General features: G+C 75.2%; 18 protein-coding genes. 9 read left to right on the top strand and 9 right to left on the bottom strand.

All coding sequences use genetic code 11. From position 1 onward, the window contains the following. Positions 1-117 precede the first annotated feature (117 nt). Positions 118-747, bottom strand: coding sequence for an FMN-binding negative transcriptional regulator (locus tag ACIGXM_RS28300; protein WP_396565699.1), 630 nt, complete (start codon positions 745-747; stop codon positions 118-120). Further along, entirely contained in the window at positions 741-1,436 is a 696-nt protein-coding gene (locus tag ACIGXM_RS28295; RefSeq protein WP_396565697.1) for a pyridoxamine 5'-phosphate oxidase family protein, read from the bottom strand. The genes ACIGXM_RS28300 and ACIGXM_RS28295 overlap by 7 nt, the downstream gene beginning before the upstream one ends. A 35-nt stretch (positions 1,437-1,471) precedes the next feature. Between ACIGXM_RS28295 and ACIGXM_RS28290 the strand changes: the two genes are divergently transcribed. Then, the gene (locus ACIGXM_RS28290; RefSeq protein WP_396565695.1) at positions 1,472-2,824 is read left to right on the top strand and encodes an aminotransferase class I/II-fold pyridoxal phosphate-dependent enzyme; all 1,353 of its coding nucleotides are present in this window, start codon (positions 1,472-1,474) and stop codon (positions 2,822-2,824) included. A 248-nt stretch (positions 2,825-3,072) separates the two neighbouring features. Continuing rightward, positions 3,073-4,242, top strand: a complete 1,170-nt coding sequence (locus tag ACIGXM_RS28285; protein WP_396565693.1) for a GDSL-type esterase/lipase family protein — start codon at positions 3,073-3,075, stop codon at positions 4,240-4,242. Between the two features lie 46 nt (positions 4,243-4,288). Here ACIGXM_RS28285 and ACIGXM_RS28280 read toward each other — a convergent pair whose 3' ends face one another. Beyond that, entirely contained in the window at positions 4,289-5,650 is a 1,362-nt protein-coding gene (locus ACIGXM_RS28280) for an NAD(P)/FAD-dependent oxidoreductase (RefSeq protein WP_396565691.1), read from the bottom strand. A gap of 125 nt (positions 5,651-5,775) precedes the next feature. Here ACIGXM_RS28280 and ACIGXM_RS28275 point away from each other — a divergent pair, with 125 nt between their 5' ends. The 4 genes from ACIGXM_RS28275 to purB all read left to right on the top strand — a co-directional run bounded on the left by ACIGXM_RS28275 (position 5,776) and on the right by purB (position 8,955). Further along, positions 5,776-6,561 (top strand): HipA family kinase, encoded by a 786-nt coding sequence (locus ACIGXM_RS28275; protein WP_396565689.1) that lies wholly within the window; start codon positions 5,776-5,778, stop codon positions 6,559-6,561. Then, entirely contained in the window at positions 6,558-6,941 is a 384-nt protein-coding gene (locus ACIGXM_RS28270; RefSeq protein ID WP_396565687.1) for a DUF3037 domain-containing protein, read from the top strand. Before ACIGXM_RS28275 ends, ACIGXM_RS28270 begins: the two co-directional genes overlap by 4 nt. An 88-nt stretch (positions 6,942-7,029) precedes the next feature. Beyond that, positions 7,030-7,473 carry a MarR family winged helix-turn-helix transcriptional regulator gene (locus tag ACIGXM_RS28265; protein ID WP_396565685.1) on the top strand — a complete coding sequence of 148 codons (444 nt, stop codon included), beginning with the start codon at positions 7,030-7,032 and terminating at the stop codon, positions 7,471-7,473. 51 nt (positions 7,474-7,524) lie between these two features. Further along, positions 7,525-8,955 carry an adenylosuccinate lyase gene (gene purB / locus ACIGXM_RS28260; protein ID WP_396565683.1) on the top strand — a complete coding sequence of 477 codons (1,431 nt, stop codon included), beginning with the start codon at positions 7,525-7,527 and terminating at the stop codon, positions 8,953-8,955. Between the two features lie 10 nt (positions 8,956-8,965). Here purB and ACIGXM_RS28255 read toward each other — a convergent pair whose 3' ends face one another. Continuing rightward, entirely contained in the window at positions 8,966-10,489 is a 1,524-nt protein-coding gene (locus ACIGXM_RS28255; RefSeq protein ID WP_396565681.1) for an MFS transporter, read from the bottom strand. Positions 10,490-10,542: 53 nt separating this feature from the next. Further along, positions 10,543-11,028, bottom strand: coding sequence for an NUDIX domain-containing protein (locus tag ACIGXM_RS28250; protein WP_396565679.1), 486 nt, complete (start codon positions 11,026-11,028; stop codon positions 10,543-10,545). A gap of 229 nt (positions 11,029-11,257) precedes the next feature. On the opposite strand from ACIGXM_RS28250, the gene ACIGXM_RS28245 reads away from it, so the two are divergent. Further along, complete coding sequence (locus tag ACIGXM_RS28245) at positions 11,258-12,904, top strand: SpoIIE family protein phosphatase (RefSeq protein WP_396565677.1); 1,647 nt, start codon at positions 11,258-11,260, stop codon at positions 12,902-12,904. 14 nt (positions 12,905-12,918) lie between these two features. Here the strand turns inward: ACIGXM_RS28245 and ACIGXM_RS28240 are convergent, their stop codons facing one another. After that, entirely contained in the window at positions 12,919-13,212 is a 294-nt protein-coding gene (locus ACIGXM_RS28240) for a dsRBD fold-containing protein (RefSeq protein ID WP_396565675.1), read from the bottom strand. Positions 13,213-13,618: 406 nt separating this feature from the next. Here ACIGXM_RS28240 and ACIGXM_RS28235 point away from each other — a divergent pair, with 406 nt between their 5' ends. Together ACIGXM_RS28235 and ACIGXM_RS28230 are read left to right on the top strand one after the other, a co-directional pair. Further along, complete coding sequence (locus ACIGXM_RS28235) at positions 13,619-14,713, top strand: ArsR/SmtB family transcription factor (protein ID WP_396565673.1); 1,095 nt, start codon at positions 13,619-13,621, stop codon at positions 14,711-14,713. After that, positions 14,700-15,395, top strand: a complete 696-nt coding sequence (locus tag ACIGXM_RS28230) for a hypothetical protein (RefSeq protein ID WP_396565672.1) — start codon at positions 14,700-14,702, stop codon at positions 15,393-15,395. The genes ACIGXM_RS28235 and ACIGXM_RS28230 overlap by 14 nt, the downstream gene beginning before the upstream one ends. A 16-nt stretch (positions 15,396-15,411) precedes the next feature. On the opposite strand, the gene ACIGXM_RS28225 is transcribed toward ACIGXM_RS28230, so the two are convergent. The 3 genes from ACIGXM_RS28225 to ACIGXM_RS28215 form a co-directional block, all read right to left on the bottom strand. Continuing rightward, positions 15,412-15,990, bottom strand: coding sequence for a MarR family winged helix-turn-helix transcriptional regulator (locus ACIGXM_RS28225; protein ID WP_396565670.1), 579 nt, complete (start codon positions 15,988-15,990; stop codon positions 15,412-15,414). Positions 15,991-16,106: 116 nt separating this feature from the next. Continuing rightward, a complete protein-coding gene (locus tag ACIGXM_RS28220) occupies positions 16,107-16,754 on the bottom strand; it encodes an NAD(P)-dependent oxidoreductase (protein WP_396565668.1) in 648 nt (215 codons plus the stop codon). A gap of 53 nt (positions 16,755-16,807) precedes the next feature. Next, positions 16,808-18,358, bottom strand: a complete 1,551-nt coding sequence (locus tag ACIGXM_RS28215; protein ID WP_396565666.1) for an ATP-dependent DNA ligase — start codon at positions 18,356-18,358, stop codon at positions 16,808-16,810. Positions 18,359-18,435: the final 77 nt, after the last annotated feature.

Here is an 18,435-nt window from a genome sequence, read left to right as displayed (position 1 = left end):
CTCCCGGGGCGGTGGCTGGGCATGGTCCATACCATCAGATCAGCCGACCGCCCGGCACTCCGGCACCGGAGCCGGGAGTCGCCACGGGGGAGACCCGTCCGGCTCAGCCGGCCGCTCTCAGTCGGCCGGGCAGCCGCCGGTGCGCCGGGCGTTGCGCCGCAGCAGCTGCTCCCGGGTGCCCTGGTCGCCGGGGGCTCCGCGCTCGGCCAGCCGGTCGGCCTGGGCGGCCTGCTCGGCGGCCGGGAGCTTGTCGTCGTACTTGAACTTGGCCCGGACCTGCTGGATCGTCAGCCGCAGCCCGCGGATGCCGGACAGCTGGGGGCCGAACGGCTCCGCGCCGGGGGTGACCCGGGTCTGCGGGGTCTCCGGCTGGAAGTGCGCCAGCTGCCGGTTGAGGATCTCCGCCTTGCCGGCCGGGTCCTCGACCACCTCGGCGCGGCAGCGGAAGTGGACGGAGGCGTAGTGGCTGGTCGGCGTGCCGGTCCGCCAGTAGCCGGGCGCGAAGGCGTAGTCGTCGGTCACCGCCAGGGTGACGGCCGGGTCGCTCCGGATCGCGGCGAACAGCGGGTTGGCCGCGGCGAGGTGGAGGACGATCTCGCCGCGGTCGGCGTCCAGCAGGAAGTGGGTGGGGACCAGGACCGGGCCCCCGCCCGCCGGCCCGTTGGCGGCCAGCAGGCCGAAGTCGCGGCCGGCCAGCCACTCGCGCCACTCGGCTTCGGTGCCGGCGTCCCAGGAGCGGATCAGCACGGCGCACCGCCGGGCTGGAAGTCCGTCAGGTAGCCGGGCAGCGGCGCGGTGCTGCCGGGGTGCGGGACGGGGGCGCCGTAGACGGTGGCGGACGGGACGACGCCGGACCAGTGCGGCAGGTCGGCGTCCTCCGGGTCGTCGTCGGCGCCGTCGGCCCGGGTCTTGGCCGAGACCTCGTCCAGCACCAGCCGGATCACCGCGGTCTTGGCCAGCTCCTTCGGGTTGGCCGGGCGGCAGTCCGCCGAGCGCCCCGGCACGGCGTGGTCGACCAGGGCGTTCAGGGCCAGCGTCAGCTCGTCCGGGTCGGTGACCTGGTGGGCGATGCCGTGCGCCACCACGGATCGGAAGTTGACCGAGTGGTTGAAGGCCGACTTGGTGAGTACCAGCCCGTCGACCTGGGTGACGGTGAGGCAGACCGGCAGGCCCTGGTCGGTGCCGGCGCCGCGCAGCGGGCGGCTGCCGGTGGAGCCGTGCACGTAGAGCCGGTCGTCCACCCGGGCGAAGATCGTCGGCAGCACCACCGGGGCGCCGGCGACGACGAATCCCAGGTGGCAGACCCAGGCGGTGTCCAGGATGGCGTGGATCTCGGCCCGCTCCCAGCTGGCCCGGTCCTTGTAGCGGGTCGGTGTGGTGCGCGGGGTGCGGGCGTACTGACCGGTCTCTTCCGAGGTGGTCGTGGCGGCCGACATGACATCCCCCTATGTACTAGTGCATAATTTCTTTTGTGCTAGGAGACTATCGGATCCAGGGGCGGCGCGCTACGGAGATCGCCGCCGACGTCGAACGCGCGCTCGCCCACGGGGAGCTGCGGCCGGGCCAGCCGCTGCCGCCGCTGCGCGAGCTGGCCATCGAGCTCGGGGTCAACCCCAACACGGTGGCCGCCGCCTACCGGCTGCTGCGCGACCGTGGGGTGATCGAGACCGCTGGGCGCAAGGGCAGCCGGATCCGTCCCCGCCCGGCCGGCGCCCCGCGCGACCGGCTGCAGGTGCCGGTCCCGCCGCACGCCCGCGACCTCGCGGACGGCAACCCCGACCCGGCACTGCTCCCGGCGCTGGCCCCCGCGCTGGCGGTGGCCGCCGCCGCGGCCGACCGTGGCCCGGTGCTGTACGGGCACCCCGCGGCCGACCCGGAGCTGCTGGCGCTGGCCTTGGCCGGGTTCCGGGCCGACGGGGTGCCCTCCGGCAGCCCGGCCGTCACCGCCGGGACGCTGGACGCGATCGACCGGATCCTCGCCTCCGAGCTGCGCCCCGGGGACCTGGTCGCCGCCGAGGACCCGGGCTGGGGGAGCCTGCTCGACCTGCTGCCCGCGCGCGGCCTGCGGATCGCGCCGGTGGCGGTGGACGACGCCGGACCGCGGCCCGCCGCGGTGGCCGCGGCGCTGGCGGCCGGCGCCCGCGCGCTGATCATCACCAACCGGGCGCAGAACCCGACCGGCGCCGCGCTCACCGCGGACCGCGCGGCGCGGCTGCGGGCCGTCCTCGCCGAGCACCCGGGCACCCTGCTGATCGAGGACGACCACGGGCACGGCATCGTCACGCTGCCGTTCCACCCGGTCTGCGCCGGCCCGGACGGACGGCCGGTCACCGAGCGCTGGGTGGTGGTCCGTTCGATGGCCAAGGCGTTCGGCCCGGACCTGCGGCTCGCCGTGCTGACCGGCGACCGCGACACCGTGGGCCGGCTGCTGGGCCGCCAGCGGCTGGACACCGGCTGGGTCAGCCACCTGCTGCAGCGCACCGCCGCCGAGCTGTGGCGCACCGACGCCGCGCCGGTGGCCGAGCTGGCCGGCGCCTACCGGGTCCGCCGGGACGCCCTGCTCGACGCGCTGGCCGCGCGCGGGATCGCCGCGCACGGGGTGAGCGGGTTGAACGTCTGGGTGCCGGTACCGGAGGAGACCGGGACGGTGGTGGCGCTGCTGCAGCGCGGCTGGGCGGTGGCGCCGGGTGCCCGGTTCCGCCAGGAGTCGCCGCCCGGGATCCGGGTGACGGTGGCGACGATGGCCCCCGGGGAGGCGGACCGGCTGGCCGCCGACCTGGCCGCGGTGCTCGGCGCCCCGGGATCGGGGTCACGACCGGTCTGACCGGCGCCTCCGTTCGGCGACTCCGTTCGGCGGCTCCCGAAGTGCGGCCGCCGAACGGGGGCGCCTCGCTGAACGGCACCTGCGGCCAACTGAACTGTGCGGTAACAGAGTGAGAATGGTGCTGCCGATACCTAGCGGTAACAAGCGCGCGCATGTCACATTTTCTCGCGCCACCGGCCGGCGGCCCACCTCACTCGGAGCAACTTCCCGCCCCACATCGGGGAGTTGCCGATCGCAGGAGTTCCGTCGTGCCCGAACGCCTTGGCGGCGCCACACTCGTCCGCCGCCCCCGGCAGCTGATCGCTGCCCTGCTCACCCTGCCGCTCTCCGCCACCGCCCTGCTGGCGGTGGCCGCCCCGGCGCACGCCGACTCGCGTCCGACCGCGAGCGTCACCCTGGGCGACAGCTACATCTCCGGCGAGGCCGGTCGCTGGATGGGCAACAGCGACGACAACAGCGGCAGCCGGGACGGCACCGACCGTGCCTGGAACGGCAGTTCGTACGACCCGTCGACGGTCTACGGCGCGACCTACGCGAGCGGCTGCGACCGTTCCGACTCGGCCGAGGTGAACACCGCGGCGATCGGCCAGGCGCAGATCAACCTGGCCTGCTCCGGCGCCACCACCGCGAACGTCTTCCGGGCCGCCGACGGCGGGCAGAGCCTCAAGGGCGAGGCCCCGCAGGCGGACCAGCTCGCCACCGTCGCCAACCAGTACGACGTCAAGCTGATCACCCTCTCGATCGGCGGCAACGACCTCGGCTTCGGTGACGTGCTCACCACCTGCGCCGAGGACTACCTGGTCTGGGACTCCTACTGCAACAGCAGCGAACAGTCCGTCATCGACGGCAAGATGGCCACCGCGATGGCCGATGTCGGCAAGTCGATCGACGAGATCCGCGCGGTGATGACCGCCGACGGCTACGCGGCCGGCGACTACCGGATCGTGCTGCAGTCCTACCCCTCGCCGATCCCGCGCAGCTCGGAGAACCGCTACCCGGAGAGCGGCTGGACCCGGGAGACCACCGGCGGTTGCCCGTTCTGGAACGCGGACTCGGACTGGGCCCGCGACACCGTGGTGCCGGAGATCTCCAACCAGCTGGCGGCGGTCGCGGCCAATCGCGGCGTGCAGTTCCTGGATCTGCGCGACATGCTGCAGGGCCACGAGGTCTGCTCCACGTCGGACCAGATGGCCACCCCCGGCAACCTGCCGCCGGCCGCCACCGCCGAGTGGGCCCGTTTCGTGGACGCCGGCACCTCCACCCAGGGCACCGAGCAGGAGTCGCTGCACCCGAACTACTACGGCCAGCTCGCGGTGGGCCGCTGCCTGGCCCTGATCTACGCTCAGCCGACCGGTAACTTCGCCTGCCGCAACACGCCCGGCCAGGACGCCTCCGGGATGTACCTGGCGGCCGAGTAGCGCGTCGTGGGGGGGTGCCGCCGGGAGCGGCACCCCCGCACGGGGGTCACGGGGACTGGGCGCGCAGCGACTGGGTGTACTGGCGGATCTCTTCCTTGCTCAGGTAGGCGCCGGTGTGTTCGAGGTCGCTCAGCCGGGCCGGCTGCCGGGCCAGGAACCCGGTGCGCACGAAGTCGTCCCCGGCGGCCGCGTTGATCAGCCAGTTGACGCCGACCCGGGTCTTGGCGACGTTGGTCCGCATCGCCATCAGGTGGTAGCCGCGGGCGACCAGCTGGGCGGGCACCCCGGTCATCTCCACGTGCGCCGGCTTGGAGACCGCGTCCTTGCCGCCGAGGTCGACCACCAGGCCCAGGTCCCGGTGGAAGTAGGGCTTCAACGGCTGGTTGCGCAGCGCGGCGACCAGGTTGTCGGCCATCCGCTTGCCCTGCCGGGCGGCGTGCTGGGCGGTTGGCGGGCAGACCGCACCGTCGCCCTTGGAGAGGTCCGGCACCGCGGCGACGTCGCCGAGCGCGAAGACCCCGTCGAACTGCGGCACCCGCATCTCGGCGGTGACCGCGATCCGGCCGCGGACCGTCTCGGCGTCCAGAGTGCCGATCAGCGGGCTGGCGGTGACCCCGGCGGTCCAGATCAGCGTGCGGCAGGGGAGCACCCGGCCGTCGGTGAACTTGACCGTCTCGGCGCTCACCTCGGCCACCGAGACGCCCAGCGAGACGTCCACGCCGCGGTCGCGCAGGATCTTCAGCGCGGTGGTGCCGAGGTGCTCGCCGAGTTCGGGCATCAGCTTCGGGGCGATGTCGATCAGGTGCCACTTGATCAGCCGGGGGTCCAGCCGCGGGTAGCGGTCCAGCGCCGCCGTGGTCAGCCGTTGCAGGCAGGCGGCGGTCTCGGTGCCCGCGTAGCCGCCGCCGACCACCACGAACTGCAGCCGGGAGGCCCGCTCCTGCTCGTCCAGGCTGGCCGAGGCGAGGTCGAGCTGGGCGATCACGTGGTCGCGGATGTAGGTGGCCTCGGCGAGGGTCTTCATGCCGCGCGCGTAGTCGTCGAGGCCGGGGATGTCGAAGGTCCGGGTGATGCTGCCGGCGGCGATCACCAGGTAGTCGTAGCGCTCGGCGATCACCTCGTCGGTGATCTTCCGGATCACGCAGACCTTGGCCCGCGGATCCACGCCGACCGCACCGCCCGGGATGACGTCGGTGCGGCACAGCGAGCGGCGCAGCGAGACCGCGACCGACTGCGGGGTGAGCACCCCGGCGGCGACGTGCGGCAGCAGCGGGAGGTAGAGCTGGTAGCTGAACGGGGTGACCAGGGTGATCCACGCCTCGGTCGGGGCGAGCTTGCGCTCCAGCCGTCGGGCGCACTCCAGCCCGGCGAAGCCGCCGCCCACCACCAGGATCCGGGGTCGTTCCATGATGTCGTCCTTCCGTGGGACGGAACGGGCAGCGCGCACCCGCGTGCGGGCCCACGTCCCAGCAACCATGGCACGTGGACCGGGGGCCCGCCACCGCGCGGCGCCCGGATGGGTAGGGTTGCCGCGTGCTACGTGAGGTGACAGCTGTTCGTTACGTGACGCCGCTGCGCGAGGGCGGCTCGATGCCGGGCCTGGTGGAGGGCGACGACCACCGGCTCTACGCGCTCAAGTGGAGCGGGGCGGCCCAGGGGCGCAAGGCGCTGGTGGCCGAGGTGCTGGCGGGCGAGCTGGGGCGGGCGCTCGGGCTGCCGGTGCCCGAGCTGGTGCGGATCGAGCTCGACCCGGTGCTGGCCCGCAGCGAGCCGGAACAGCAGATCCAGGAGCAGATCCGGGCCAGCGGCGGGGTCAACGTGGGCCTGGCCTTCCTCAGCGGCGCGCTCAACTTCGACCCGCTCTGCTTCGAGGTGGACCGCCAACTGGCCGGGCGGGTGGTCTGGTTCGACGCGCTGATCGGCAACGTGGACCGCTCCTGGCGCAACCCCAACCTGCTGGTCGCGGGCGGCCGGCTGCGGCTCATCGACCACGGCGCCAGCCTGATCTTCCACCACCACTGGGCGGGCGCGGCCGGCTGGGCCCGCCGGGGGTACGACGCGAGCGACCACGCGCTGGCCCGGTTCACGCCCGATCTCGCGGTCGCCGACCGGGAGTTGGCCCCGCGCGCCACGGTGGAGCTGCTGGCCGGGGCGGCCGCGTCGATCCCTGGGGAACTGCTGGTCGACGAGCCGGGGTTCGCCGGTCCGGAGGAGGTCCGGGCCGCGTACGTCGAGCGGTTGGCGGCACGGCTGGCGGGGCCGCGCGACTGGCTCCCGGAGTTCGCCGTCCCCGCCGGTTGCGACGAGGTGACCCGATGACCGAGCTGTACGACTACGAGTACGCCGTGCTGCGCGCGGTGCCCCGGGTGGAGCGCGGTGAGTGCGTCAACGTCGGGGTGCTGCTCTACTGCCGGCAGAGCGCCCACCTCGGGGTCCGCACCCTGCTGCCGGAGGCCAAGCTGCTGGCGCTGGACCCGGCGGTGGACCTGACCGGCCTGGCCCGCGCGCTGCGCGGGGTCGAGGAGGTCTGCACGGGCGGTCCCGCGGCCGGCCCGGCGGCCGCGGACTCCCCCGGGCAGCGCTTCCGCTGGCTGACCGCCCCGCGCAGCGCCGTGCTCCAGCCGGGGCCGGTGCACACCGGGCTGACCGCGGACCCGGTGGCCGAGCTGGCCAGGCTCTTCGAGCAGCTCGTCCGGTAGGGCGGCTGCTGCGGTGGGGCGGTCGGCCGGGAGTCGCTTGCCATAGTGAAAGCTGGAGTGGTTCAAGCTTCACGCGTACCCTGGGCGCATGGCCCCGATGACGACTGCCGCCGCGCCCACCGTGACCACCGCCGAGCTCATGGAGGCGATGGCCGCCGTCGGTGCCGCCTACTTCCAGGACTTCGCCGCCGCCGCGGGCCGGCACGGCCTGAGCTCCTCGCAGGCCAAGGCGCTCGGGGTGGTGCTGGAGCCGGTGCCGATGCGGGCCCTGGCCGGGCAGTTGGGCTGCGACGCGTCCAACGTCACCGGCATCGTCGACCGGCTGGAGGCGCTCGGCCTGGCCCGCCGGGAGGCCGCCGAGGCCGACCGCCGGGTGAAGATCGTGACCATCACCGACGAGGGCAGCGAGGTGCTGCAGCGGATCCGGGCCGACATGGTCCGGGCGCACCGGGCCTTCGAGTCGCTCGGCGACGAGCAGCGCGGGCTGCTGCTCGACCTGTGCCGGCAGGTGCTCCCGCTGCTGGCGGCCTGAGGCGGAGACCGACGCGTCCCGGGCTGACCTCGACTGTTAGGCTTGCGAAGCGTGAGCGCGAAGCCCCAGATCCCCAATGTCCTGGCCTCCCGGTACGCCTCGGCGACCCTGGCCCAGCTGTGGTCCCCCGAGCACAAGGTCGTTCTCGAACGCCACCTGTGGCTCGCCGTCCTCAAGGCCCAGCGGGATCTCGGGATCGACGTGCCCGAGAACGCGGTCGCCGACTACGAGCGGGTGATCGACCAGGTCGACCTGGAGTCGATCGCCCGGCGCGAGCGGGTCACCCGGCACGACGTCAAGGCCCGGATCGAGGAGTTCAGCGAACTCGCCGGCCACGAGCAGATCCACAAGGGGATGACCTCCCGGGACCTGACCGAGAACGTCGAGCAGCTGCAGATCCGGCAGTCGCTGGAGCACGTCCGGGACCGCGTGGTAGCCGTGCTGGTCCGGCTCGGCCGGCTCGCCGCCCAGCACGCCGAGCAGGTGATGGCCGGCCGCTCGCACAACGTCGCCGCCCAGGCCACCACCCTCGGCAAGCGCTTCGCGACCACCGCCGACGAGCTGCTGGTGGCCTTCGCCCGGCTGGAGGAGCTGATCGCCCGCTACCCGCTGCGCGGCATCAAGGGCCCGGTCGGCACCGCCCAGGACATGCTCGACCTGCTCGGCGGCGACGCCCGGAAGCTCGCCGAGCTGGAGCGCCGGGTGGCCGGCCACCTCGGCTTCGAGCAGGTGTTCACCTCGGTCGGCCAGGTCTACCCGCGCTCGCTGGACTTCGAGGTCACCTCGGCGCTGGTGCAGCTCTCCGCCGCGCCGTCCAGCCTGGCCAAGACCATCCGCCTGATGGCCGGTCACGAGCTGGTGACCGAGGGCTTCAAGGAGGGCCAGGTCGGCTCTTCGGCGATGCCGCACAAGATGAACACCCGGTCCTGCGAGCGGGTCAACGGCCTGGCCGTGATCCTGCGCGGCTACGCCTCGATGACCGCCGAGCTGGGCGGCGACCAGTGGAACGAGGGCGACGTCTCCTGCTCGGTGGTCCGCCGGGTGGCCCTGCCGGACGCCTTCTTCGCCTTCGACGGCCTGCTGGAGACCTTCCTGACCGTCCTCGACGAGTTCGGCGCCTTCCCGGCCGTGATCGAGGCCGAGCTGGACCGCTACCTGCCGTTCCTGGCCACCACCAAGGTGCTGATGGGCGCGGTGCGGGCGGGCGTCGGCCGGGAGGCCGGGCACGAGGTGATCAAGGAGCACGCGGTCGCCTCCGCGCTGGCGATGCGGGCCGGCGCCCGGCAGAACGAGCTGCTCGACCGGCTCGCCGCCGACCAGCGGATCCCGCTCGACCGGGCCGCGCTGGACGCCCTGCTGGCCGACCGGCTCTCCTTCACCGGCGCGGCCGGGGCCCAGGTGGCCGAGCTGGTCCGGCGGATCGAGGCGGTCGCGGCCGCGCACCCGGAGGCCGCGAAGTACGCCCCGGGCGACATCCTCTGACCCCTCGGAGTCAGGACCCGCCGGTGGACCCCGAGCACGAGTGGCCGGGGTCCACCGGCGGAGCCGTGCTGCAGCAGTACCAGGTGCTGTCGGGTTCGGCCGCCCGGGCCGCCTCGCGCCCCGGCACGGTCGCCAGTGCCAGCAGCCCGGCCCCGGCCAGCAGCCCGGCGCAGATCAGCATCGCGGTGTGGAAGGCCGCGTCCACCGCGGCGGGGTGCCGGTACTGATCCCCGCTCAGACCGGCGAAGAGCGGCAGCGCGGCCACCGCGAGCAGCCCGGCCGCCCGGGCGGCGGCGTTGTTGACCCCGCTGGCGATGCCGGCCCGCCGCACGTCCACCGCCGCCAGCACGGTCGCCGTCAGCGGCGCCACCAGCAGGGCCATCCCGCAACCGAGCAGCAGCACGGCGGGCAGCACGTCCGTCCAGTACGAGGTGCCCGGCCCGATCCGCAGCATCAACAGCGCCCCGCCCGCGCAGAGCAGCGGTCCGACGGTGAGCGGCAGCCGGGGCCCGATCCGGGTGGCCAGCCGGCCGGCCCGGGCCGAGAAGGCCAGCATCAGCAGGGTGAGCGGTGCCAGCGACACCCCGGCGGTCAGCGGCGCGAAACCCGCCACCGTCTGTAGCTGGATCATCAGGAAGAAGAAGATCCCGCTGAACGCGCCGTAGATACCCAGGGTCGCCAGGTTGACCGTGCTGAACAGCCGGGAGCGGAACAGCTCCAGTGGCAGCATCGGATCCGGGTGCCGGTGCTCGGCGACCACGAACGCCGCGGCGAGCAGCAGCCCGAGCACCGCCGCCGTCCAGACCGCGGCCGGCGGGCCCTGGGCGGCCGTGGTCAGCGCGTAGGTCACCCCGGTCAGCGCGAGCGCGGCCAGCACCGCGCCGCGCACGTCGAACCGGCCGGTGGCCCGCTCGTCCCGGCTCTCCGGCACGTGACGCAGCGTCACCAGCGCGACCACGACGGCCACCGGCAGGTTGAGCACGAAGATCCAGCGCCAGCCCGGGCCGTCCACCAGCCAACCGCCGAGGAACGGCGCGACGGCGGTGGCCACCCCGCCCAGCCCCGACCAGGCGCCGACCGCCGCCGACCGGTCGTCCGGATGGAAGGTGGCCTGCAGCAACGCGAGCGAGCCGGGCGTCAGCAGCGCCCCGCCGACGCCCTGCAGCGCGCGGGCGGCGATCAGCACGTCGATCCCGGGCGCCAGCGCGCAGAGCGCCGAGGCGCCGGCGAACCAGCAGACGCCGAGCACGAAGACCCGGCGCCGCCCGAAGCGGTCGCCGAGCGAGCCGCCGAGCAGGATCAGGCCGGCCAGCGTGAGCAGGTAGGCGTTGACCGTCCACTGCAGGGCGGCCAGCGGTGCGCCGAGGTCGGCGCCGATCCGCGGCAGGGCGACGTTGACCACCGTGCCGTCGAGCATCGCCATGCCCGAGCCGAGTGCGCTGGCCAGCACCACCCAACGGCCCCGACGACTGCTCAGCCGGAGCTCGGGGCCGGGGGAGGGAGAGGGGGCGGGGGTGTCGGGGGCAGTCTCCACGGGGTGATCCTGCGGGACGGAACCACCCGGTGGAAAGCACCGCGCCGCCCGGTTCAGCCGAAGCCCAGATCGGTGGTGCAGTAGGCGGTGGTCCCGCCGTGCCGGGCCTGGAGGCCCAGCCGGAGCCGGGCCGCCGCCGCGGTCGGCAGCAGTGCCGCGGCCTGGTCCGGCGGCACCAGCGCGGACGCCGCCGACTGCTCGGCCGGGAGCGCGGCCGGGAGGTCGGCGGGCACCGTGCCGCCGTCGAAGAGGAACTCCACGGCCGGCCGGGCCAGCGCGCCGTGCCGGGGGAGCGGCGCCTGCCACTGCACCACCAGCAGCCGCCCGGCGGTCACGGTGAGCCCGGTCCCCGCGCGGGCCTCGCGGGCCGCGCACCGCTCGGGGGTCTCGCCCGGCGCGATGCTCCCGCCCGGCAGCAGCCACCAGGACCGGCGGGCGGGTTTCACCAGCAGTACCAGGCCGCCTGGGTCGGTGAGCAGGACGCCGCAGCCGACGTACACCGTCGGCAGTCCGGCGAGCCACTGCTGTTCGGTCGGCATGGCGGGGCTCCTGCGGCACTCGGGTGCACACCCGGGGCTGCCCACCCGGGAGCTCCAGCGAACCGCACGTGGGAGCCGCCGACCAGGGCGCACGGAAGCGGAGCGGCGCGGACGGCGGGCGGTCGGGAGCCCGGCCCGCGGGGGCCCGGCCCGCGGGGGCCCGGCCGGGGTCCGCCGGACGGGCGGCGGACCGGTCGGAGCGGTACGTTCGGCCCATGAGGGCGTTCGGATGACCGAGCAGCACGTCCCGCACGTGGACCCGGTCGAGGCGCTCACCGTCACCGGCACCGGCTGCTTCGAATGGGACCCCGGCACCGGGCGGTTCACCCTGGACGCCACCGGTCTGGAGGTCCTCGACCTGACCGAGGACGAGTTCGACGGCCACGCCGAGGGCCTCTCGCTGCGGATCCCGCAGGAGGAGGTCGCCCGCCTCACCCGACTGGTCGAGGACATCCGGGCCGGCCGCGGCGAGAGCTACAGCAGCTACTTCCGGATCCGCCGCCGGGACGGCTCGATGCGCTGGACGCACACCCAGGGCCGGCTGGTCCGCGACCCCGGGCCGGACGCCATCCGGGTGGTCGGCGTTGTCCGCGACGCGACCGAGGAACTCGCCCACTCGGCGCTGCGGCTGATGGCCGAGGACGACCGGCGGCGGCAGGAGGACGCGCTGCGCGAGGTGGCCGACGAACTGGCCGCCGCACTCTCGGTGGACGACGTGGTCGCGGTGCTGGCCGGGGACCAGAGCATGCGCCGGCTCGGCGTGCAGGGGATCAGCGTGGCCGTGGTCGACCAGGGCCGGATCCGGCTGGTCGGCGCGGTGGGCCGGGCCAACGTCGAGGTCCGCGCGCTGCGCGCCCGGCTGAGCGAGTCGTGGCCGCTCAACGACGCGGTGCGGACCGGTGAGCCGATGTTCTTCACCTCGCTGGAGTCCTTCCTGCGGCGCTACCCGAGGATGCGCGCGGCGCTGACCGGCACCCGGGCCACCGCCGCCGCCTTCCTGCCGCTGATCGCGCAGGGCCGCCCGGTCGGCGCGCTCGCCCTGGTGTACGAGGGCAAGCGGAGCTTCAGCAGTGAGGACCGCACCCTGCTGACCGCGCTCTCCAGTGCCATCGCGCAGTCGCTGCAACGGGCGATGCTGGTCGACCAGTCCCGGGAGATCGCGGCGGGCCTGCAGAGCGCGATGCTGCCGCGCCGGCTGCCGGCCGTCACCGGCGGGACCCTCGCGGTGCGCTACCGCACGGCCCGCGCCGGCACCTGGATCGGCGGGGACTGGTACGACGCGGTGCCGCTGGCCGACGGTGGGGTAGGCCTGGCGATCGGCGACGTCCAGGGGCACGACACCGAGGCGGCGGCCGTCATGGGGCAGCTGCGGATCGCGATGACCACGTACGTGGCCGAGGGCTATCAGTGTGAGGGCGTGCTGGCCCGGGCCTCGGCCTTCCTCGCCGACCTGCACGCCGACCGGTTCGCGACCTGCCTCTACGCGCAGGTCTCGCTGGCCACCGGTGCGGTCCGGGCGGCCAGCGCCGGTCACCTGCCGCCGCTGGTGCGGCACCCGGACGGCTCGGTGGAGCGGGTCGAGGTGGCGGTGGGACCGCCGCTCGGCCTGCCCGCGGACTGGCAGCCGGCGTGCTATCCGCGTACCGGCTTCCGGCTCGCCCCGGGTACCACCCTGCTGCTCTACACCGACGGCCTGGTCGAGCGGCCGGGCGAGGACCTGGACCAGGGGCTGGACCGGCTCGCCGAGGTGCTGCGCGATGGCCCGGACCGGCTGCCGGCGCTGGCCGACCACGTCCGGGACACGCTCGGCGACCGGCTGGACGCCGAGGACGACGCGGCGCTCCTGCTGCTGCACCGGGAGGGCGACGAGGCGTAGCCGGGGCCGGAGCCTCAGCTGTCGGCGCGCGGGCGGGCGCCGTCGGCGGCGGTGGCGTCGATCTCGCCGGTGCGGATCAGCTGGTGACCCAGCGCGACCAGGGCCCGCCCGACCGCCAGGTCGTCGCCGATCGCGGCCGCCGGCGGGTCGTGCGGGTTGCGGTGCGCCTCGGCCCGGGTCTCCAGGTGCCGGCCGTCGGCGTCGAGCACGGCGTCCACGGTGGTCAGGTCGCCCTCCTCGACGAGGTGCAGCCGCAGGGCCCACTCCTTGGTGCGGGCCTCGGGGGCGGTAGCCGTCTTCGCTGCCATCGCGAACCTCCTTCGACCGGCGCCCGGGCGGGGCCCTACGCGGTGGGCCGTTCGGGCGGGCGTCCTCCCCCAAGTATCGCAGTGCCCGCCGTCGCCGCCGCGCGGGCGGCGGGGGCGCGGGCCGTCCGCCCGGGCGCTGCCCGGACCCCCGTACCGGGCTGTGACCTGGTGGAACGTCCCGCGCCCCGGTCCAGGGGCGCCCGCGGCACCGCGCCGCCGCCGGTCGCGCGGTGACAGCGCGGTGGCGGAGGGCGTCGTCGTCCGCGCGGGCCGCGAACTCCCTTCCTCGGCGTGATAGCTGACGGACACGTCATGTACTCGCTATGGTCGAACGGCGGGTTGGCCCGGCACGAGGGTTTCGCCCGTCGCCGAAAGGATCGGTGTGGGGGGACGAGGGGAGGGCGTCATGTTGCGCATCCACTTCACTGCCGAGGACCTGTTGAGCACCCGGTTCGCGGCCGGACCCGCACCGCTGATGGAGCTGGGGCTGGCCGTGGCGATGCTGCGGAGACCCGACCCGGACCCCGGATTCGCCCGCTGGCGGCGCTCGTTGGGCGGTGACGCGGTGCGTCCGGTCCGGCCGCTGCTCCAGCTGGTGCCGCCGACCGGCGCCGGACCGCTCTTCCTCGACCCGCCCAGCGAGGAGTTGGACCAGGGGATCGAGCAAGTCCGGTCCGCCCCGGCCGAGTTCGTCCGGGCCGAGCTGCGGCGGATCTGCGCGGCCGGGCTGGCCCCCACCACGCTGCTCCGGCACCTCGCCGACCAGGACCGGGAGGCCTGGCAGTACCTGGAGTTGACGCTGCGCAACTCCTTCGCCGCGCTGCTCGGCGCGGGCTGGTCCCGGCTGCGGGCCGGGTTCGACGCCGATGTCGCCTGGCGCGCCGGGGTGCAGCGCGAGTGCGGGTTGGGTGCGATGCTCACCGGTCTGTACCCGGGCGTCCGGTGGAGCGGCGGCACGTTGGAGATCCCGAGCCGCACGGAGCTGGAGCTCCGCCCGGACGGTGCCGGCGTGGTGCTGCTGCCGTCGGCGTACTGGACCGGACGGCCGATGGTGGGCCGCTACCCCGGGATCGGCGCGCTGATCGTCTACCCGGCGCTGACCCCGTTGCCGCACCTGCCGGTGGCGCCGGGGGCGGCCCCGGCCGGAAAGGAGGCCCTGGCCGGAAAGGACGAGGACGAGCCGGTGGCCGCCCTGCTCGGCCGGACCCGGGCCGCCGTCCTGCGCGGGACCACCAGGGAACGGACCACCAGTGAGCTGGCCGCCGAGCTGGGCGTCGGCCTGGCCACCGCCTCCGAGCACGCCCGGGTGCTGCGCCGGGCGGGCCTGATCACCACGCTCCGGGTCGGCCGGGCGGTCCGGCACTCCTGCACACCCCTCGGCTACCGGCTGCTCGACCGCGCGGCTCAGGAACGGCCGGTGGTGCCAGGGGCGTTGAGCACAACGGCGGCGACCGCGGGGCGGACCGGACGGACGGGAGGGCTGACCGATGTTCAGGAGTGACCGGACCGGCCGAGGAGCCGGGGGCAGCCGCCGGGGGTGGCCGGTCCGGGCGCGGACCCGGGCGCGGCTGCGACAGCTGGGGTGGGCGGTCGGTCTGGGCGGGCCGCTCTGTCGGCCACTGGACCGGGCGCGCAGCCGGGCGGCGCTGCTGGCGTTGCTCGGGGTGGCGGCAGCCGCCGCGCTCGCGGTGCTGGTCGCGGTGGACGGGATCCGCACCGCGCCGGCTGCGGCCGCCACCCGGGCGGGCCGCTTGCAGCGGGTGGCCGCGCTGGTGCTGGGCGACGCGCCGGGCGGCCCGACGGCGGACCAGGGCGGTCCGGTCGGCCACTGGGCCACCGGGGAACGGGTCGTGGTGCGCTGGACGGACCCGGCCGGCCGACCCGGCAGCGCGCGGGTCACCCTGCGCGACCCGGTCGACGCCGGCACCACCGTCCCGCTCTGGCTGACGGGCGCGGGCCGGCTCACCGCGCCGCCGCCGAGCTCCGACGAGCTGGCCGTCCGGGCGGTCGGCCTGGGGTTGGCGGTGCTGGTCCTGCCGTCGCTGGTGATGCTGGTCGGGCACGCCTTCCGGCAGCGGGCCCTGGACCGCCGGGCCGGCGAGCTGTGGGGGGCGGAGTGGGCCGAGGTGGCGCCGCGCTGGTCCGGTCCGGCGCACGGCCGGCCGGGGACGGCCGCGCCCTGACCGGCTGTGCGCCGGCTCAGCCGAGGGGCGGGAGGGCGGCCCGGGCGCGCCGGCCCAGCTCGTCCAGTCCGCTGACGACGGCCTCGGCCTCGGTGGCCGGCAGCCCGGCGAAGAGCAGCCGCTCGGCCTCCCGGATGTGCGCCGCGGCGGCGGCCACCAGGGTGCGCTCGCCCAGCTCGGTCATGCTGACCAGCTGCACCCGCCGGTCGGACGGGCTCGGCGCCCGGCTCACCAGCCCGGCCTCGACCATCCGGTCGACCAGTCGGGTGGCGCCGCCGCTGGTCAGCACCAGTGGGCCGGAGAGCCGGCTCATCGGGGTTCCGCCGGGCTGGTCGGCCAGTATCAGCAGCACCTCGAACATCGAGTGGCTGATCCCCGCCGCCTGCTGGATCGCGGCCCCCAGCACCCGTTCGACCAGGGCGGAGGTGGTCAGCAGCACGCCCATCGCCCGGACCCGCGGGTCGGTGGTGACCGCGGCCGCGGTGAGCGGGCCGGTGGTGGTCGCCGGCGGTGCGGTCGGGGCAGCGCCGTCGCCCGCCAGTCCGGGGCACGGGCCGGTGAGTGCGGGGCAGGTCGGCTGGTCGGGGTCGGTCACGGGGTGCGCCTCTCGGTTCTGATGGCCCATCGTCGCCGGTCACGGGCCATCCGGTCCAGCCGGTGCGGGGGCCGGCCGGCGCGACCGGCCCCCGCGGTGGCTCAGCGACCGGCCGCTCAGTAGCCGACCGTGAACCGTTCGCCGACGTGCTTCGGCTGCTCGATCTCGTCGACCAGCGCGACCGCGTAGTCCTCGGTCGAGATCCGGCTGCCGTCGGCGGTGGCGACCAGGTCCTCCAGCGCGGTGCGGTAGTGGCCGGTGCGCTCGCCGGGCTCGATCGTCCCGGCGGGGCTGAGGTTGGTCCAGCGGACGTCGCTCACCGTGCGGTAGAAGTCGAGCGCGTCGCCGTGCGCGTGCATGATCTGCAGCAGCCAGTCGGGCAGGCCGGGGGTGTCCCAGACCTTCGTGCCGTCCGGGGTGCGCAGCGAGCCGGCGCCGCCGATCGCGATCAGCCGGGGCGCCTCGGCACCCAGCTGGCGCAGACCGGCCACCAGCGACCTGGCGGCGGGCTCGATGGTGGCGAGGTGGCCCGGGCCGTCGCCCCCGCCGACCGCGCTGACCAGCACGTCCTGGCCCTTGGCGGCGGCGGCCACGGACGCCGGGTCGAGCACGTCGCCGGCGACGACGGTGAGCGCCGGGTGCCGCTCGGTGACCTTGGCCGGGTCGCGGACGACCGCGGTCACCTGGTGCCCGCGGCTCAGCGCCTCGCGGACGATCCGGCTTCCGATGCTGCCGTTCGCACCGAACACAGCGATCTTCGACATGGGACAACTCCTCCTGAGTGGGTCGGTCATCTGAGCAAACAGTACCTGTGTTGTCAGATATTTCCGTTGCGGGGAAGAAGTTCTCGGACCGCCTCGACCGTGTCCGCCTCGGTCGCCGGCTTGTCCTCGCGGTAACGCAGCACCCGGGCGAAGCGCAGCGTCACGCCCGCGGGGTAGCGGCTGGAGCGCTGCACGCCGTCGAAGGCCACCTCCACCACCAGTTCGGGTCGCACGGTGACACCCCAGGCGGGGCGGTCCACGGCCAGCCCGGCGAGCCGCTCGGTCTGCCAGTCGAGCAGGGCGTCGGTCAGGCCCTTGAAGGTCTTGCCGAGCATCGCGAAGCCGCCGTCCGGGCGACGCGCGCCGAGGTGGAGGTTGGAGAGCCGGCCGGCCCGGCGGCCGTGTCCCCACTCGGCGGCCAGCACCACCAGGTCCAGCGTGTGCACGGGCTTGACCTTCAGCCAGGCGGTGCCGCGCCGGCCGGCCGTGTAGGGCGCGTCGAGCGCCTTGACCACCACCCCCTCGTGCCCGCGGGCCAGCGTCTGCTCGGTGAACTCGTCCGCGCCCGCGCGCAGTCGGGCGTCGCCCGGGTCGTCGACCACGAACCGGCGGACCCGCAGTGGCGCCGGGACCACCCGGGCCAGCTCGGCGTGCCGCGCCGCGGTGGGCCGGTCCAGCAGGTCCTCGCCGTCCAACGCCAACAGGTCGAAGAAGACCGGGGAGAGCGGCAGCGCGGCGTGCGGGCCGAGCGCGTCCCGGTGCGAGCCGACCCGGCCCGCGGTCTGCTGGAACGGGCGCGGTCGGCCGGCCGCGTCCAGTGCGATCACCTCACCGTCCAGCACGGCCTCGGCCAGCGCCAAGTCGGCCGTCACGGCCACCACTTCGGGCAGCCGGTCGGTGATCTCGTCCAGCGTGCGGGTGTAGACGCGGACGGTCGCGCCGCTGCGGTGCACCTGGATCCGGATGCCGTCCAGTTTCTCCTCGACCGCGCACGGACCGAGCCGGTCCACCGCCTCGGCGACGTCGGCCGCGGTGTGGGCCAGCATCGGCAGCACCGGCCGGCCCACCGTCAGCCGGAACGTCGCCAGCGCGGCCGGGCCGTCGGCGAGCAGCGCCCGGGCCACCGCGCCGAGCGAGCCGCCGAGCATCACCGCGCGCCGGACGTCCTCGGCCCGGGCGCCGCCGGCCGCCGCCAGGCCGTCCACCGCCAGCGCGTCCAGCGCGCCCTGGCGGACCTCGCCGCCGATCAGCCGGATCAGGAACTCCTGCTCCTCGGCGGTGGCGGCGGCCAGCAGATCGCGCAGCAGTCGGCGGCGCTCGGCCACCGAGCCCGGCCCGGCCGCCGCCGCGATCCGGTCCAGCGCCCGGTGGGCCTGCTGGACGGTCAGCGAGGCGGTCGCCGCCGGCGGCACCGGCTCGGCCAGCAGGCTCCAGCCGACCCCGATCCGCCGCTGCGGCAGCCGTCCGGCCAGGTAGGTGGTCACCGTCGGCGCCTGGTCGGGCTCGGTGGCCCGGAACAGCTCGGCCAGCAGCGCGGTCTTCCGCGAGCGCGCGGACGCGGCGGCGACCTCGCGGGACGTCCGGGCGACCTCGGCCAGCAGCATGCCTCCATGGTCGCCCGCGACCCCCGGCGGCGCAGCCGGCTACTGCGGTGCAGTACATTTATATTCCTAAAATAGCA

The organism is Kitasatospora sp. NPDC052896 (assembly GCF_044547075.1).
GTDB lineage: Bacteria > Actinomycetota > Actinomycetes > Streptomycetales > Streptomycetaceae > Kitasatospora.
Note: the sequence above shows the minus strand (reverse complement) of the source record. Positions and strands in the feature narration are given on the sequence as shown.

What these genes read in the sequence shown, in the direction of transcription:
- ACIGXM_RS28250 (WP_396565679.1), bottom strand. Translation starts at nt 11,028, where the DNA reads ATGCCGACCGAACAGCAGTGGCTCGCCGGACTGCCGACGGTGTACGTC.
- ACIGXM_RS28280 (WP_396565691.1), bottom strand. Translation starts at nt 5,650, where the DNA reads ATGGAACGACCCCGGATCCTGGTGGTGGGCGGCGGCTTCGCCGGGCTG.
- ACIGXM_RS28215 (WP_396565666.1), bottom strand. Translation starts at nt 18,358, where the DNA reads ATGCTGCTGGCCGAGGTCGCCCGGACGTCCCGCGAGGTCGCCGCCGCG.
- ACIGXM_RS28235 (WP_396565673.1), top strand. Translation starts at nt 13,619, where the DNA reads ATGTTGCGCATCCACTTCACTGCCGAGGACCTGTTGAGCACCCGGTTC.
- ACIGXM_RS28245 (WP_396565677.1), top strand. Translation starts at nt 11,258, where the DNA reads ATGACCGAGCAGCACGTCCCGCACGTGGACCCGGTCGAGGCGCTCACC.
- ACIGXM_RS28295 (WP_396565697.1), bottom strand. Translation starts at nt 1,436, where the DNA reads ATGTCGGCCGCCACGACCACCTCGGAAGAGACCGGTCAGTACGCCCGC.
- ACIGXM_RS28270 (WP_396565687.1), top strand. Translation starts at nt 6,558, where the DNA reads ATGACCGAGCTGTACGACTACGAGTACGCCGTGCTGCGCGCGGTGCCC.
- ACIGXM_RS28220 (WP_396565668.1), bottom strand. Translation starts at nt 16,754, where the DNA reads ATGTCGAAGATCGCTGTGTTCGGTGCGAACGGCAGCATCGGAAGCCGG.
- ACIGXM_RS28230 (WP_396565672.1), top strand. Translation starts at nt 14,700, where the DNA reads ATGTTCAGGAGTGACCGGACCGGCCGAGGAGCCGGGGGCAGCCGCCGG.
- ACIGXM_RS28265 (WP_396565685.1), top strand. Translation starts at nt 7,030, where the DNA reads ATGGCCCCGATGACGACTGCCGCCGCGCCCACCGTGACCACCGCCGAG.
- ACIGXM_RS28240 (WP_396565675.1), bottom strand. Translation starts at nt 13,212, where the DNA reads ATGGCAGCGAAGACGGCTACCGCCCCCGAGGCCCGCACCAAGGAGTGG.